Here is a 16,310-nt window from a genome sequence, read left to right as displayed (position 1 = left end):
CCAGCGACTGGAGGAGTGGCGTGGACGAGGCAGCCCCGCAGAAGGGCACGGTGACCCAGCGCGCCATCGAGCGGATCAAGGCGATGATCGGCGAGGGCGCGCTGGAGCCGGGCCAGCGCCTGCCGACCGAGCGGGATCTCGCCGCCCAACTGGGCATCTCCCGCAGCTCGATGCGCGAGGCGATCCGCGCGCTGACGGTCCTGGGCGTCCTGGAGGCCCGGCACGGTTCCGGCATCTACGTGACCGCGCTGGAGGCCGGTGACCTGCTGGAGACCTTCGGTGTGGTCGCCGATCTGTCCCGGGGGCCACGGCTGGTGGAGCTGCTGGAGGTGCGCCGGATCCTGGAGTCCACGGCGACCGCACTAGCGGCGGCACGCATCACCGACGACCGACTCGCCGAGGTGGAGAAGCACTTGGCGGCGATGAACGCCACCGAGGATCCCGAGGAGATCCTCGCCCACGACCTGGCCTTCCACCGCGAGATCGCGGCCGCCGCGGGCAACGACACGATGGCGGCCATCCTGGAGGGCCTGTCCTCCCGCACCTTCCGGGCCCGCGTCTGGCGCGGCTACCAGGAGGAGGGCGCCTTCACCCGCACCCGCCGCGAGCACGCCGCGATCCACCGGGCCCTGGCGGCCCGCGACCCGGAGGCGGCCCGGGCGGCGGCGGCCGCACACGTGGGCGAGGTGGAGGAGTGGCTGCGGGCTCAGCTCAGTATGTGACCGGGTCCCGGACAGGTCCCGCGGCGGCGCTGCGCACGGGTGCCTCCTCGGCGGCGCGCACCTGCCGGGGCCCGGCGATGGAGCCGTCCGGTTCCCAGCCCAACCGGCGCAGCCGCAGGCACTCGTCCACCCGGCCGGCGGTGTGCAGCAACTGGACCGCGTATGGCAGGGCGAGGGGGTAGCCGCAGTCGGCGGCCTGCTGGTACCAGGTCACGGCCTCGTCGGCGCGGCCCGGGTCCAGAAGTATTCCGGCGCCCTTCCACAGGCAGTTGACGTCCCCGGTGGCGTGCGCGTGGTCCCGCAGCCGGTCGAGGGCGTCCTCCGGGCGGCCGGCCCGCGCGAACATGTCCGCGGCCTCGCGGGCCGCACAGAGGTCGCCCCGCTCGGCCACGTGCCGGTACCAGGTGATGGCCTCGTCGGCCCCGGCCCGCCCCGGCCGGGACCGGCCGGGGCCGGCCCCCCGTGCGGCCGACCCGCACGGATGCCGAGTCCCGCCCGCGCTCGTCGCCTCCGCGACCGGACCACGCGTGCCGGACGGGGACGCCGGCGCGGGCTCTGCTCCTGGGGGCGATCAGCGGTCCGGCCCGGACGGTCACCGGCCGGCCGCTCGATCTGATCCGCTCGTGACCGGGGCACGCCGCCCAGCGGGGCCCGAACCGGCGCCCCGGCCCGGACGTCGGCCCTCGGCCGCGGCTCAGGCCCGCTGCAGCCGCAGTGTCATCAGCTCGAACGGCCTCAGCCGTACGGTGATCCGGTCGCCGTCCCGCACCGGCGGCTCGCCGTCGCCGGCCGGCCGCTCCAGCAGGTCCGTCCCCGTGACACCCGTACAGGCGAAGCCGGTCGTGAGCGTCGCCCGGGCCCGGCCGCCATGGGCCTCGTGGAAGCGGACCACCACGTCACCGCTGCCGTCGTCGGCCAGCTTCACGGCCGTGACGACGACCGCCTCGTTGTCCACCGTGACCAGCGGGGCGACCTCTCCGGCACCGTTCGTGCGCCGCTCGGGCAGATTGATCCGCCAGCCCTCACGGACCGCGTCGGCGATCCGGGCGCCGGGGACCAGCGCGTGCCGGAAGCGGTGGACGCCCTGGTCGGTCTCGGGGTCGGGGAAGCGCGGGGCGCGCAGCAGGGACACCCGGAGCGTGGTGGTCGTGCCGCGGTCGCCGTCGCTGCGGACCGTGCGGGTCACGTCGTGGCCGTACGTCGAGTCGTTGACGACGGCGACGCCCCAGCCGGGTTCGGCCAGGTGCACGAAACGGTGGTTGCAGGCCTCGAACTTGGCCGCCTCCCACGAGGTGTTGGTGTGCGTGGGCCGGTGGAAGTGCCCGAACTGGGTTTCCGACGCGTACCGTTCGGCGTGCAGGTCGAGCGGGAAGGCCAGCTTCAGGAACTTCTCCGTCTCGTGCCAGTCGACCTCCGTGTCGAGCACCAGGCGCCGCTCCCCCGGCGGCAGCGTCAGCACCTGGGTGACGCGGGACGCGCCGAAGGACCGTACGATCCGCACCGAGGCGCCGTCCTCCCCCGCCGTCACCGAGTCGGTGTCCGTGAGGTCCGTGACGGTGTTCCGGTAGAACTCGTCCACGTCCCAGGCGTCCCACATGTTCGGGAAGTCGGGGTGGAGCTGCAGCAGGTTCGCCGCGGTGCCCGGGGCGATCGTCTCGCGGTCGGCCTCGATGTCGTGGGCGGAGACGACCAGGCCCCGGGCGTCGATCCCGATCCGCAGCAGGCCGTTGTCCAGGACATGCCCGCCGTCCGGGCGCTGCGCGAGCGTCGTGGCACCTCCCGTGCGCGGTGTCGCCGCCCCTCCGGCCGGGACGCCGGCGCGGGGGTGCGGGGCGGCGTTGAACACGAGGGGCGTCTCGCCCCCGCCGGCCAGGGCCTGCTGGGCGGCTTCGACGATCCCGGTCAGCTCGGCGGCGATCCGCTCGTACGTGGCCCGGGCCTCCCGGTGCACCCAGGCGATGGACGAGCCGGGCAGGATGTCGTGGAACTGGTGCAGCAGGACCGTCTTCCAGATGCGGTCCAACTCCTCGTAGGGGTAGGGGAATCCGGTGCGCACGGCCGCGGTGGCCGCCCACAGCTCGGCCTCGCGCAGCAGGTGTTCGCTGCGGCGGTTGCCCTGCTTGGTCTTCGCCTGGCTGGTGAGGGTCGCGCGATGGAGTTCGAGGTACAGCTCGCCGACCCAGACGGGCGGTTCGGGGTACTCCGCCTCGGCCTTCTCGAAGAACGCCCGGGGTGTCTCCCAGGTGACGGTGGCCGAGCCTTCGAGGTCGCGCAGCCGGGCCGCCTTGGCGACCATCTCGCGGGTCGTGCCGCCGCCTCCGTCGCCCCAGCCGGTCGGCGCCAGGGAGTGCCGGGCCCTGCCCTTGTCCTTGAAGTTCCGGGCCGCGTGGGCGATCTCGCTGCCCTTCATCGAGCAGTTGTAGGTGTCGACGGGCGGGAAGTGCGTGAAGATCCGGGTGCCGTCGATGCCCTCCCACTGGAAGGTGTGGTGCGGGAACTTGTTCGTCTGCGACCACGAGATCTTCTGGGTCAGCAGCCACTTGGCACCCGCGGCCTTGATGATCTGCGGGAGTCCGGCGGCGAATCCGAAGGTGTCCGGCAGCCAGGCCTCCTCGTTCTCGACGCCGAACTCGTCGAGGAAGAACCGTTTCCCGTGCACGAACTGACGGGCCATCGCCTCGGAGCCCGGCATGTTGGTGTCGGACTCCACCCACATTCCGCCGGCCGGCACGAACCGGCCCTCCGCCACGGCCTTCTTCACCCGCGCCCACACCTCGGGCCGGTGCTCCTTCACCCACGCCCACTGCTGCGCCTGGGACATGGTGAAGACGAACTCCGGCTCGTCCTCGAGGAGCGCGGTCATGTTGGACGTCGTACGGGCCACCTTGCGCACGGTCTCGCGCAGCGGCCACAGCCAGGCGGAGTCGATGTGCGCGTGCCCGACGGCGCTGATCCGGTGGGCGGAGGGCACGGCCGGGGCGGACAGCACACCGGCGAGCTGCGCGCGGGCCCTCGCCGCCGTGCCGCCCACGTCCTGCAGGTCGACGAGGTCGAGGGCCCGGTCGAGCGCGCGCAGGATGTCCCAGCGACGCGCGGAGTCCACCGGCAGCTCGGCCATCAGCTCGCCCAGCACCTCCAGGTCCAGCACCAGCTGCCACACGGTCTCGTCGAGGACGGCGAGGTCCATGCGGGTGAGCGTGTACTGCGGCTCGTGCCCGGCGGTGTCCTTGTCGCCGAGCAGGGTGGGCCGGAAGGGGTGGTAGTCGAGGACGACCGGGTTGGAGGCGGCCTCGATGTGCAGGCGCACCTCCTCCCCGCCCGCGACGGGCGCGCCGATGCGCACCCACTGGTTGCGCGGGTTGAGTCCCTTCACCGGGGTGCCGTCGGGCCGGTAGACCAGGCCCTCGCACTGGAAGCCGGGCATGTTCTCGTCGAAGCCCAGGTCGAGCAGGGCCTCGACGGTCCGGCCCGCCCAGGCCTCGGGCACGGTCCCGGTGACCCGGAACCAGCTGGTGCCCCACGGAGCACCCCACCGGGCGCCCACTTCGATCGGCACGGGCTCGGCCGACAGTCCCTCCGTCACCGGCACGGGCTCGCCGGGCGCGTGCCAGACCGCGACCTGCAGCGGCACGGACTCGGGGTACACGGCGGGACGGATGCGCTCGTCGAGAACGCGCCGGAGGCGGGCTTCGACCAGATTGCGGTCGTCATGCATGCGGGGTGCTCCCTGCTGGGTTCCGGGTGACTACCAGGTGTGGGTGACGGTCACGGGTGGCGAGGCGTTGTACAGCTCCCCCACCGAGCGCACTTCGAATCGTGCGGCCGTCTCTCCCGGGGCGGGTTGCAGGCCGGCCGCGAACCAGGCGCGCTGGCAGGTGCCGCCGAGGAAGCGACGACTGCCGTCGGGCAGCAGACGGTGCAGCTCGTAGTGGCGTACGGAACCGGGCGCGGCGCTCCAGGCGAAGCGCAGGTCGCCCCCGGAAGCGGCGGTGATCCGCAGGCCGGTGGGGGCGGCGGGGGCCGGGGCGGTGTCGCGTACAGCGAGGCCGCCCAGCCGCCAGCGCACCGGTCCGCCGTCGGGTGCGGTCAGGCGGACGCCGAGAGCGTGCACCGTGCCGGACAGACCGGTGAGCCGTACGGTCGACGTCTGCCAGGTGTTGACCGAGTTCACCGGCAGATAGGTGTACGGCGGTGTCTCACCGGCACCGCTCGGCTCGGCGGTGGCGACCGCCAGTTCGACGTTCACACTCCCCGCGTCGGTCCGGTGCGTCAGCTCGACGACCGTGCCGGCGGTGATCGGCAGCCGGGTCGCGTAGAGGTCCAGGACCACCGGTCGATCCGGTTCACCCGCCACCAGCACACTGCTGCCGCCCCGCCACGCGTCCGCGAAGTCGAAGGAGACGGCCGGCCGCTGCCCCTCCGTCCGCACGACCCACCGCCGGGACGGCAGCCGGTCCTGCAGCCCGAGGTGGTTCCAGGGCACGTCCGAGGTGACGGCTCCCTGCTCGTACCACCGCAGCCCTTGCCCGGTGTTGAACACGCTGGCGAACGGCACCGAGGACACCGTCGACCGGTCCGCCACCGAGACCGCCGGCGCCCGCCACGGGTCGCTGCCGTCCGGCCGCGCGGGATCGAGGGACCGCCCGGTCCAGAACCGGTCGTCGGCCGCGTGGAAGTCCTCCGGTGCGCGCTGCCCGGAAGGCAGGTGGTTGCGGGTCCACTCGGGCCGGTAGAAGCCGATCGAGGTGACATGGGGCTTCCCGGTCGGCACTATCGCGTCCCAGTTCACCGACGAGCCGGACCCGTTCGACTCGACATCGACACCCGCCCACAACTCGTAGCGGCTGCGGCCCAGTTGTCCGGCCTTGGTACCCGAGGCGGCCAGCGTCGACGTGCTCCAGCGGAAGTCGACGAACATGTCGTCGGCGGTCTGGAAGAAGGCCTGGTTCTGGCTGTTCAGCGCGCCCTGCCAGCTGACCGTCCCGTTCACGGTCATCGCGTCGTACCAGGTCACCCGCTGCCCCTTGGCCGCCGCGAGCGCCTTCAGCTCCTTCATGAAGCCGAGCATGGCGGTGCCGAGCGCGGTGTTCCCGCCGCCCGTCTCGGCGTTCACGAACCAGCCGTCGAAGCCGTACGCGGCCGCCACCGCGACGAGTTGCGCGGCGAGCGGGTAGTGCCCGGAGGAGTCCTTCTGGACGAGGTCGCGGGTCCACTGGAGCCGGCCGCCGTAGGCGGTGGGCGGCAGGAAGATGTTGCCGAGGACAGGCACCCCGTGCCGGTGGGCCGCGTCCACGATCGGCGCGTTCGGCGCCAGGATCAGCCCCTCGCCCGCCGAGCCGCCCCAGAACACCAGCTCGTCGAGGTAGGCCCAGTGCGTGAGGGCGTAGTAGTCGGCGGTGGCCGCTCCCTGGGAGGGGTTGCCGGCGGTGGGCCCGAAGGAGACCAGGGACTGGATACGGGCCTGGCCCGAGCGGGCGGTGGTGTTGGCCGGGGTCGGGGTGAAGCGGGCGGCGAGCGGTACGGACGCGGCGTTGAAGGCGAGGTCGGCATCGTCGGCCGCGCGCCAGGCCTTCAGGCTGCGCCAGGTGATGCCGGTGCCGGGGCTGCCGGCGGGGAAGGAGTCCGGGTACCAGTACGAGGCGTACGGCGGGGTGGCGGCGGCCTTCGGACGGGCGGCGGCCAGGGCCGGGGCGGCCGGGAACAGGGCCGCGGCGGCGCCGGCGACGAGGACGGTGCGTCGGGTCGGGTTCACGAGCGGGTGCCTCCTTGTGGGTTGGGGAGTACCTGATCGGGAGTGACGGCTTCGGTGATGCCGCGCGCGGCGAGGTGTTCCTTGTCGTCCGCGCGGGTGTCCAGGACGGTGGTGGGGCGGGCCCCGTCGGCGACGAGCCGGAAGAAGGCGTCGAAGACGGGCCCGCCGGGGGCGCAGCGGGAGCGGTGGGCCGGGTCGGCGGGCACGACGAGGGCCGTGGCGCGGGCGGCGGGTGGCTCATGGCGCGCGCGGGCCGCGTCGGCCAGCACGTGCGCGATGTCCTTGGGCCGCCGGTCGTTGGTCAGCAGGCCGAGTCCGTACTCGAGGTCGGGGAAGTCGGCCAGTTCGCGGGAGACGTCGTAGGAGCACCACCAGGTGACGCCCCACAGGTCGGGGCAGTCCAGGACATGGCGGACGGTGGCCTCGGTGAAGGCGGCCGCGTGCTCGGGCGGCACGAGGGGCGCGGGTGCGCCGACCTCCTGGAGCCACACGGGCCGGTGCGGCTCGTCGGCCCAGGCCTTGCTCAGCTCGACCAGGTAGGCGGCGTGGTGCTCGGCCGGTACGGAGGTACGGCCGTGGCGCTGGGCGGTGCCGTTGAACACCCAGGAGTGCACGGCGGTGACGGCGCCGAGGCGGGCCGAGTGGCCGGGGGTGAAGGGGTGGTCGTCCTGGTACCAGGCGGCGTCGTACGAGGCGTGCAGGTGCAGCCGGTCCGGGGCGCCCTCGGAGCAGGCGGCGAGCAGCCGGGTCAGCCACCGCTCGGCGTCCTCCGGGGTGATCCGGTCGGGATCGGGGTGGGGCCCGGCGGCGAACTGGTTGACCTCGTTGCCGATGGTCATGCCGATGAAGTTGGGCCGGTCGGCGAGCGCGGCGGCGAGGGTGCGCAGATAGGCGGCCTGGCCGTCGACCACGTCCGGGTCGGTGAAGAGGTTGCGCCGGTGCCAGGTGCGGGTCCACGCGGGCAGGTAGTCGAAGCTGCTCAGATGGCCCTGCAGACCGTCGACGTTGACGTCGAGGCCGCGTTCGGCGGCCGCGTCGGCGAGGGCCACGAGCTGGTCGACGGCGCGCGGGCGGATCAGGGTGCGGTTCGGCTGGAAGTAGGGCCACAGCGGGAAGACGCGGACGTGGTCCAGGCCGAGGGCGGCGATCGCGTCGAGGTCGGCTCGTACGGAGTCGAGGTCGAAGTCGAGCCAGTGGTGGAACCACCCTTCGCTCGGGGTGTAGTTGACGCCGAAGCGCACGGCAGGGGGCATGCGGTGTCCTTGCTCCTTGCGGACGGGGTACGGATTTCAGCCCTTGACGGCGCCCTCGCCGACACCGCGGAAGAAGTACCGCTGCAGGCAGGCGAAGAGGGCGATGAGCGGTGCCACGGCGATGACGGTCCCGGCGGCCACCAGGCGTTCGTCGTTGGCGAAGGTGCCGTGCAGATAGTTGAGGCCGATGGTCAGGGTGAACCTGGACGGGTCGCTGAGCACGATGAGCGGCCACAGGAAGTCGTCCCAGGCGCCCATGAAGGCGAAGATCGCGACGACGGCGAGGGTGCCCTTCACCGACGGCAGCGCGACGCACAGGAACCGCTGCCACGCGTTGGCGCCGTCGACGTAGGCGGCCTCCTCGATCTCGTACGGCAGGTTGCGGAAGGCGTTGCGCATCAGCAGCACGTTCATCGCGCCGATCGAGCCGGGCAGCACGACCCCGATGAGCGTGTTGTTCAGGCCGAGTTCCCGCATGGTCGTGAACTGGGCGATGATGATGCCCTCCACGGGCACGAGCATCGCCAGCACGAAGACCAGCGTGGCCACGCCCCGGCCGCGGTAGCGCAGCCGGGCCAGGGCGTACCCGGCGAGAGCCGAGCCGACGCAGTTGGTGACCACGCTGGCGCTCGCGACCTTCAGCGAGTTCAGGGCGTAGTCCCAGACGGGGATGGTGTCGGCGACCCGCTCGTAGTTGTGCAGGGTGGGACGGCCGGGCAGGAACTTCGGCGGTGAACTGAAGATGTCCTCGGTGGGCCCCTTGAGGGAGGTGGACAGCTGCCAGAGGAAGGGGCCGACGGTCAGGGCGAGGACGACGAGCAGCAGCAGGTAGCGCAGGATCAGCTCGCCGATCCGGATGCGCCGCCCGTGCTCGTCGGTGACCCGGGGTTCCCGGGCGGCGGCCGGGTTCGCGGGACGCGCGGGACGCACTTTCTCCAGGACGCTCACGACTCCTCCCTCCGGTCGGCGCGCAGGACGAGCAGCATCAGGGCGACGGTGACGACGAACACGACGACGGAGAGGGCGGAGGCGTAGCCGACCCGGCCGGTCAGGCCGGTGCCGGTGCGCTGGACGAGCATGACGAGGGTGGTGTCCTCGCCTGCCGGGCCGCCGCTGGGGCCCGCCATCAGGTACACCTCGGAGAACACCTTGAACGCGGCGACCGAGGAGAGCGCGGCGACCAGCACCATGGTGGAGCGCACGGCGGGCACGGTGACCGTGAGGAAGCGGCGGACCGGGCCCGCACCGTCCACGGCGGCGGCCTCGTGCAGCTCGCGCGGTACGTTCGCCAGCGCGGCCAGATAAATGATCATGTAGTAGCCGAGGCCCTTCCACACCGTCACGGCCATGGCGCTGAGCAGCAGCAGCCACTGGTCGCTGAGGAACCCGACCCGCCCGATTCCCACGCTCTGCAGCAGGGAGTTGACCAGTCCGCGTTCGTCCAGCAGCCACACCCAGATCAGGCCGACGACCACGATGGAGGCGACGACCGGGGTGTAGAAGGCGGACCGGAAGAAGGTGATGCCGGGGATGTTCTTCTGCACCAGCAGCGCGAGCAGCAGCGGCAGGATCACCAGGGCCGGTACGACACCGACGATGTACAGCGTGCTGTTGCGCAGGCCGATCCAGAACATGTCGTCGTGGAGCAGCTCGCGGAAGTTGGCGAGACCGACGAAGCTGCCCGGGATCAGGGTGCGGCGGTCGGTGAAGGAGTTCACCACGGTCGACACGAACGGGTACAGCACGAAGGCGCCGGTGATCAGCAGCCCGGGTGCGGCGAACAGCCAGGGACTGGTGGGCAGTTGCCGCCGCACCCGGGACGGAGCGGTGGGAGTGGCCATGATGGGTCAGCCCTGCTGCTTCAGGAGCTGGTCGCAGGCCTTGACAGCGTTGTCGAGCGCCGCCTTGGGGCTCTCCTTGCCCTGCAGGGCCTTGGCGACCTCGTTGCGCAGCGCGGTCTTCATCTGCTCGCTGAACAGCACCGGCGTGTAGTTGACCGCGTTCTTCAGGGACTTGGCGGCGGCTGTGCGCACGCGGGTCTCGTCGGTGCCGTCCTGCTTGGTGAAGTACGGGTCGTCGAGGGAGCCGGCGGTGCTCGGGAAGATGGCGACCTTCTTGGCGAAGGACATCTGGTTCTGCGCGTCGGTGACGAAGTGCGCGAAGGCGACCGCGGCCGGGGTGTGCTTGGTGCGGGAATTGACCATCACGCCCATCACGTACATGTTGACGTGCCCGGTGCTGGTGATCTGGTCGGTGATCCCGATGTTCCTGTACAGGTTGGGAGACTGCTTCTTGAAGTTGCCGAGGTCCAGGGCGCTGCCGGGGTTCATGGCGACGGCCCCGGTGAGGAACTTCTTCCCGGAGGACTCCGGGGTGGCGGTCAGTGCCTGCGGATCGAGCGCCTTCGCGTCGTACAGCTCCTTGTACTTGGTGAGGAGTGCGACCCCCTTGGCGTCGTTGAAGGCGAACGCGGTCCCCTCCTTGTTCATCAGCTGGACGCCGTACCGCCCGAAGTCCTCGATGGTGGGCACGTTGGCGAGCGTGGCGACCTTGCCGTCGCTCTTCTTCGCCATCTGCAGGGCGTCGGCGAAGAGTTCGTCGTAGGTCTCCGGCGGGGTGCTCGGATCGATTCCGGCCTCCCTGAACAGGGCCTTGTTGTAGAACAGCGGCCCGGTGTTCAGGTACCACGGGAAGGCGTACGTGCCGCTCAGACCCGGCACCTTGTGGCCGGCCCAGGCCCCGGCCAGGTACTCGGACCTGTACGAGGCAGCGGCTTTGTCGAGGTCGAGGGCGAGGCCGGCCTTGGCGAGCGGGGCGACCAGGTCCGGGGAGACGTTGACGACGTCGGGCAGGGTGCCGCCGGCCGCGTCCGCGCTGATCTTGTCGGCGTAGCCCTCGGCGGGCTGGTCGATCCACTTCACATGGGTGCCGGGGTACTTCTTCTCGAAGTCCGTGATCAGGCCGTCGAAGTACGGCTTGAAGTTGGCTCGCAGGTTCCAGGTCTGGAAGGTGATGTCGCCCTCGACCTTGCCCGAGGCGTCGGTCGAGCCGCCGTCGTCCCCGCCCGAGCCGCAGGCGCTCAGCGGCAGGACGAGGGCGACGGCAGCGGCGGCGAAGGTTCTGCGGGAGATGCGCACGGCGACTGGACTCCTTTTGCAGTGGGATGTGGCCGAAGGTGCCGGGCCAGACTGTGCCCACCCTTTACCGGACGCGTCAATGGATTCGACCCAGCTAAAGTCATTAGTGACTCAAAACCCCTGCTCACAGCGGTACCACGGGCCTATTGCCGTCGATCACTAATGCGCTTTAGGGTGAGGCCACTCAAGCGCATTAGCTGTTGGCCTGGACTGGACCGTACGGAAGGGGGCCCAGCGTTGCCGGAGAAGCGATCACCCGCGCGCCGGCCGACGATGAAGGACATCGCGCGCCGCGCCGGAGTCTCCGAGAGCGCGGTCTCCTTCGCCCTCAACGGCCGCCCCGGCGTCTCCGAGGCCACCCGCGCCCGGGTCCGCCGGGTCGCCGAGCAGCTCGGCTGGCGCCCCAGCACGGCGGCCCGCGCCCTGTCCGGCGAGGGAGCGGCCACGGTCGGGTTCGTGCTGGCCCGCCCCGCGGACACGCTGGGCGTCGACTCCTTCTTCCTGCAGCTCGTCGCCGGCATCCAGGATGTACTCGCCGAGCGTCACCTGGGCCTGCTCTTCCAGGTGGCGCAGGACGTGGCCGACGAGTGCGCCGTCTACCGGCGCTGGTGGGCGGAACACCGGGTGGACGGTGTCCTGGTCGTCGATCCGCGCGCCGAGGACCCGCGGCCCGACCTGCTGGACGAACTCGGTCTGCCCGCCGTGGTGATCGGCGGCGCGCCGGACGTGCGCCATCCCGGCCTGTCCACGGTGTGGGCGGACGACGCCGGCGCGATGGCCTCCGTGGTGGACGAGTTGGCGGCGCTCGGCCACCGCCGGATCGTGCACATCGCGGGGCTGCCCGGCCTGGCGCACACCCAGCGCCGTGTCGCCACACTGCGTGCGGAGGCGGAGCGCCGTGGCCTCGGCGAGGTCCGTTCGGTGACCACCGACTACTCCGACACGGAGGGCGCCGCCGTGACCCGCCGGGTGCTCCGCGGCTCCCCTCCCCCGACCGCGCTGATCTATGACAACGACGTGATGGCCGTGGCCGGCCTGGCGGCGGCGGCCGAGCTCGGCTTCCGTGTCCCCCAGGACGTCTCGCTGGTCTCCTGGGAGGATTCGGCCCTGTGCCGCATGGTCACGCCCCGCCTGTCGGCCCTGTCCCGCGACAGCGCCGAGTTCGGCCGGACGGCGGCACGGGAGCTGATGGCGTTGCTGGACGGGGAGGCGGCACGGGCGGTGGGGGTACCGGTGCCGCGGCTCACCGGGCGGGGCAGTACGGGGGTGGCGGCCTCACCCCGGACCGACTCGGCTGCGGGACGGTCGACTTGAGGCGCGGCCGACGGATCATCGGCTGACCGAGCCGCGCCGGTGCCGTTCCGGCCGGACGAAGGGATCGGCCGCTCGGACTTGTCCCGCCGCCGGTACGGAGAGCGCGGCCGTTGCGGTGCTGTGCCGCGCTCACCCGCAGGTGCAGACGATCTCCCGCCGCGGGGACGGGGGCCGGGACGCCATGGCCACCGGGTCGGTGATGGTCGCTCCTGACTTCAGCAGGGATGGGGTCAGGACGTGTGGATGGCGGCGGGCAGCGGCGGGGGGCCGGTGACCGACATGACAAGGGAGTAGAGCGCGGTGTCGGCAGCGATGAACATGCGGTTCCGCTTGATGCCGCCGAAGCGGATGTTGGCGACGACGTCGGGGACCAGGAGGCGGCCCAGGAGCGTTCCGTCCGGGTCGTAGCAGTGCACGCCGCCGTCCATGGCGGCGGCCCAGAGCCGGCCCTCGTCGTCGAAGCGGATGTTGTCGAAGTTCCCGATCCTGCACTCGGCGAAGACCTCGCCGCCGGTGAGGGTGCCGTCGTCCTGGACGTCGAAGACGCGGATGTGGTTGGCCCTGCTGTCCGAGACGTACAGCCGGCGCTCGTCCAGGGAGAAGACGAGGCCGTTGGGGCCGCGGAAGCCGTCGGCGACGAGCCGCACCTCGCCGGTGCCGGGGTCCGCGCGGTAGACGTTGCAGGCGCCGATCTCGCTCTCGGCACGGTGGCCCTCGTAGTCGCTGGTGATCCCGAAATCGGGGTCGGAGAACCAGATCGAGCCGTCGGACCGCACGGCCGCGTCGTTCGGGCTGTTCAGCCTCCTGCCCTCGAAGCGGTCGGCGATCACGGTGACCGAGCCGTCGTGCTCGGTGCGGGTGACACGGCGGTTGCCCTGCTCACAGGTGATGAGGCGGCCCTCGCGGTCCAGGGTGTTGCCGTTGGGGTGGCCGGCGGGTGAGCGGAAGACACCGACCTTCCCCGTGGTCTCGTCCCAGCGGAGCAGACGGTCGTTGGGGATGTCGCTCCACACCAGGTACCGCCCGGCCGGGACGTAGACGGGGCCCTCGGCCCAGCGGCAGCCCTCGAAGAGGGTCTCCAGCTTCGAGTCTCCCGCCTGGCACCTGCCTGTGCGGAACCGGTCATCGAGGATCTCGTACAACTGCGGTCGCTCGCCCGGCATGTCGCCACCTTCACCATCGAACAGAATCTTGATCTGACGAACTCAAACTATGCAGAATGAGATTCGGCATATCAACCTCATACCCGAAGGAGATCCGTTGGACGACGTCGACCGGCAGCTGCTCACCCTCCTCCAGCAGGACGCATCAAGGTCGTACGCGGCGCTGGGAGAGGCCGTCGGACTGTCCGCGGGGGCGACCCATGAACGCGTGCGCAAGCTGCGTGAGCGAGGCGTCATCCGCCGGACGTCGGTCGACGTCGATCCGGCGGCGATCGGACGGCCGGTGCTCGCCTTCGTCATGGTGGACTCGACACGGTGGGTGGGCGACTCCGGCGACCTGTTCGCCGCGATCCCGGAGATCCAGGAGGCGCACGTCATCGCCGGCACCGCTTCGGTCCTGGTCAAGGTCAGGACCTCGACGACGGAGCAGCTCCAGGACGTACTGCGCCGGCTCTACGCGATCGAAGGAGTCAGCGGCACTCAGGCCACCGTCGTGCTGGAGACCTTCTTCGAACGCCCTGTCGCTCCGTAGAGCCGGGCCGGTCGTCGCACGGCGCGGCCCGGCTCGTGCCGACGGTTCAGGCCCGCCGGTCCACCTTGAAGACCCATACGTGCCGGCCCGCCTTCCGGGCCGCCTCCGGCACGTCGACGACCAGGGAACCGCCGCTGACGGTCCAGGGCAGGGGACGGTCATGGCCGAGCATCGTCACCTTGTCCCCGGCCCGCACGGGCACCGGCGCCGCGACGATGAGCTTCGCCCCCGGCCGGGCCAGGGAGTGGATGTAGAACGCCTCGTCCGGGCGGACCGTGAACCGCAGGTCGTCCCCGAGCTGGGCCATCCGCGACCAGTACGTGGTGTCGTACACCGCCTCCCCGTTGACCTTCAGCCAGTCGCCCGTCTCGCGCAGCCGCGTCTGCATGATCTCCGGAATGGTGCCGTCGGCGCGCGGGCCGATGTCGAGGAGGAAGTTTCCGTTCTTCGAGACGATGTCGACCAGGCTGCGCACGACCTCCTCGGCGCTCATGTAGGCCGAGTCGGGGGTCGCCTGGTTGTAGCCGTAACTGAAGGGGTCGAGGCCCCGGCTGGACTCCCATGGGGCGACGACCGTGTTGTCGTACGTCGTGTACTCGGGGGTGGTGAAGTCGTGGAAGCCGATGCCCGAGCGGTTGTTGACGGTGACGTCGACCGGGCGGGCGCGGTTCTTGGCGTGGTTGAAGTACTCGGCGAGGACGTGGAGGCTGTCGTTCGCGCCGCCGATGTCGCACCAGATGATCTCGGGATCGTAGCCGTGGATCAGTTCGAGCATCTGCGGTGCCTGGAGGTCGTGGACGTAGTCCTTGCCCGGGGTGTAGCCGGTGTACGGGAGCGGCTGGAGGGTGTAGGGGTTGCGCGGGGCGTGGCCCATCCACGGGTTGTCCGGATTGAACCACTCGGGCATGGAGAAGTAGAGGCCGCGGTGGAGTTCGGGGGCGTAGCGGCGTGACGCCTCGAAGAGGTCCTTGACCAGGTCCCGTTTCGGGCCCATCCGTACCGCGTTGCGGTCCGAGACCTTGGTGTCCCACAGGGCGAAGCCCTCGTGGTGCTTGGAGGTCAGGACGTGGTACTGGGCGCCCGCGTCGCGGAAGAGCTCCACCCAGGCGCGCGGGTCGAACCGCTCGGCGGTGAAACGGGGGATGAAGTCGTCGTAGGCGAAGTCCTCGCCGTAGGTGTCCCGGTGGTAGGCGTACACCGCGTTGGCCGGGTCCTGCATGTGGTTCCAGTACCACTCCGCGTACTGCTTGCCCACCGGTGACCAGGCGGGCACCGAGTAGACGCCCCAGTGGATGAAGATGCCGAACTTGGCTCCCTGGAACCAGTACGGCGCCCGGTGCGCGGAGAGGGAGGTCTCGGTGGGGTCGTAGTCGGCCGTGCCGAGGGTCAACGGGGCCTTGCCCGATGCCGCCCGTGCGCCTCGGCCGGTGACCGTGACGGTGCCGTCCCGGCGGGTGCCCGGCGGTGTGCCCGGGCGGTTGCGGATGCCGATACGGACGCGGGCCTGTTCGCCGGGGTCGAGACGGCGGATGCGGGCGGGCTGGACGGTGCGGGCGCCGGGGACGTCGACCGCCACCGACACGCCGTCCGCGGCCAGTACGGCGACCGCGCCCGCGTTGATGACGGTGGCCTCCACGCTCTGCGCACCGGACGGGTCGAGCAGCAAGGGCGTGGAGTGCGGGGCGCGCAGGGCCAACGCCCTTCCGGCGGCCGCCGGTTGGAGGGTGAGGGCGAAGACGTGCAGGGACGCCTTGTTCGCCTCGGCCGGATTGGTGACGGGGAGCGTGACGGCGACCGCCTCCCGGCCCGGGTCGATCCACACCTCGGCGACGCCGATGCCGACGCTGTGCTCGTCCCTGCCGCCGTCGGGCCGGTGGCGGTACGGCGCCGACAGGGGGCCGCCCGCCGCGTACCAGTCGGAGCCGCCGAGGCCGGCGGTGCTGGTGCTGCCGTCGGCGTAGTGGACGGTGGCCGTGCCGGAGGCGTTGCCGTAGCTGGCGGCGGTGAGGAAAAAGGCCGAGAGATAGCGGCCTTGGGGGAGGTCGAGGCGCTGGCCGAGGGCCACGACGTTGTTACGGGCACCGGCCGTCGAGGCGGGGAAGAGGAAGGGCACGCCCTCGACCTCGACGCGGCCGGCGGGCAGCTCCTCGCCGGGGAAGGTGTAACCGGAGCCGTCGAAGTCGCCGCCGCGTGCGGAGGCGGTGTCGATGCCGTCGTTGTCGTGGAGGGCGTCCAGCGGGACGGGCACGGGGTCGGGGACGGCGGCCCACGGTCCCTGGCGTGTGTCGGCCCGTGCGGGTGTGACCGTGGTGAGGGGGAGGGCGGCCGCGGCGGTCACGCCGGCTGCCGCGCCCAGGATTCGACGTCTGGGATACGTGCTCATGAGCGGCTCCCATACCTTCCGATTCATCGGACGTCTGATGATTGTGGTGGGATT

12 protein-coding genes are annotated in these 16,310 nt (G+C 71.5%); 3 read left to right on the top strand and 9 right to left on the bottom strand.

Annotated elements, in window-relative coordinates; translation table 11 throughout:
• Positions 1-20 precede the first annotated feature (20 nt).
• Positions 21-722: a FadR/GntR family transcriptional regulator gene (locus ACIRU3_RS07800; protein WP_404052840.1), complete on the top strand. Its 702-nt coding sequence runs from the start codon at positions 21-23 to the stop codon at positions 720-722.
• Here ACIRU3_RS07800 and ACIRU3_RS07795 read toward each other — a convergent pair.
• The 7 genes from ACIRU3_RS07795 to ACIRU3_RS07765 all read right to left on the bottom strand — a co-directional run bounded on the left by ACIRU3_RS07795 (position 712) and on the right by ACIRU3_RS07765 (position 10,864).
• Positions 712-1,113 carry a hypothetical protein gene (locus tag ACIRU3_RS07795; protein WP_404052838.1) on the bottom strand — a complete coding sequence of 134 codons (402 nt, stop codon included), beginning with the start codon at positions 1,111-1,113 and terminating at the stop codon, positions 712-714. The two genes, ACIRU3_RS07800 and ACIRU3_RS07795, sit on opposite strands and share 11 nt — an antisense overlap.
• Positions 1,114-1,416: 303 nt before the next feature.
• Complete coding sequence (locus tag ACIRU3_RS07790) at positions 1,417-4,437, bottom strand: alpha-mannosidase (protein ID WP_404052836.1); 3,021 nt, start codon at positions 4,435-4,437, stop codon at positions 1,417-1,419.
• 30 nt (positions 4,438-4,467) lie between these two features.
• Positions 4,468-6,474: an endo-beta-N-acetylglucosaminidase gene (locus tag ACIRU3_RS07785; RefSeq protein ID WP_404052833.1), complete on the bottom strand. Its 2,007-nt coding sequence runs from the start codon at positions 6,472-6,474 to the stop codon at positions 4,468-4,470.
• Entirely contained in the window at positions 6,471-7,727 is a 1,257-nt protein-coding gene (locus tag ACIRU3_RS07780; protein ID WP_404052830.1) for a glycosyl hydrolase, read from the bottom strand. Before ACIRU3_RS07780 ends, ACIRU3_RS07785 begins: the two co-directional genes overlap by 4 nt.
• A gap of 36 nt (positions 7,728-7,763) precedes the next feature.
• Positions 7,764-8,675 (bottom strand): carbohydrate ABC transporter permease, encoded by a 912-nt coding sequence (locus tag ACIRU3_RS07775; RefSeq protein WP_404052828.1) that lies wholly within the window; start codon positions 8,673-8,675, stop codon positions 7,764-7,766.
• Entirely contained in the window at positions 8,672-9,568 is an 897-nt protein-coding gene (locus tag ACIRU3_RS07770; RefSeq protein ID WP_404052826.1) for a carbohydrate ABC transporter permease, read from the bottom strand. Before ACIRU3_RS07770 ends, ACIRU3_RS07775 begins: the two co-directional genes overlap by 4 nt.
• 6 nt (positions 9,569-9,574) lie before the next feature.
• Positions 9,575-10,864: an ABC transporter substrate-binding protein gene (locus ACIRU3_RS07765; RefSeq protein WP_404052823.1), complete on the bottom strand. Its 1,290-nt coding sequence runs from the start codon at positions 10,862-10,864 to the stop codon at positions 9,575-9,577.
• Positions 10,865-11,101: 237 nt separating this feature from the next.
• Between ACIRU3_RS07765 and ACIRU3_RS07760 the strand changes: the two genes are divergently transcribed.
• A complete protein-coding gene (locus ACIRU3_RS07760) occupies positions 11,102-12,178 on the top strand; it encodes a LacI family DNA-binding transcriptional regulator (RefSeq protein ID WP_404052820.1) in 1,077 nt (358 codons plus the stop codon).
• Positions 12,179-12,408: 230 nt separating this feature from the next.
• Here ACIRU3_RS07760 and ACIRU3_RS07755 read toward each other — a convergent pair whose 3' ends face one another.
• Complete coding sequence (locus tag ACIRU3_RS07755; protein WP_404052818.1) at positions 12,409-13,341, bottom strand: SMP-30/gluconolactonase/LRE family protein; 933 nt, start codon at positions 13,339-13,341, stop codon at positions 12,409-12,411.
• Positions 13,342-13,438: 97 nt separating this feature from the next.
• On the opposite strand from ACIRU3_RS07755, the gene ACIRU3_RS07750 reads away from it, so the two are divergent.
• Entirely contained in the window at positions 13,439-13,873 is a 435-nt protein-coding gene (locus ACIRU3_RS07750) for an Lrp/AsnC family transcriptional regulator (RefSeq protein ID WP_404052815.1), read from the top strand.
• A gap of 46 nt (positions 13,874-13,919) precedes the next feature.
• Here the strand turns inward: ACIRU3_RS07750 and ACIRU3_RS07745 are convergent, their stop codons facing one another.
• The gene (locus ACIRU3_RS07745; RefSeq protein WP_404052813.1) at positions 13,920-16,256 is read right to left on the bottom strand and encodes an alpha-L-fucosidase; all 2,337 of its coding nucleotides are present in this window, start codon (positions 16,254-16,256) and stop codon (positions 13,920-13,922) included.
• Between the last annotated feature and the right edge of the window lie 54 nt (positions 16,257-16,310).

Source organism: Streptomyces sp. NPDC101151, from assembly GCF_044768335.1.
Lineage (GTDB): Bacteria > Actinomycetota > Actinomycetes > Streptomycetales > Streptomycetaceae > Streptomyces.
Note: the sequence above shows the minus strand (reverse complement) of the source record. Positions and strands in the feature narration are given on the sequence as shown.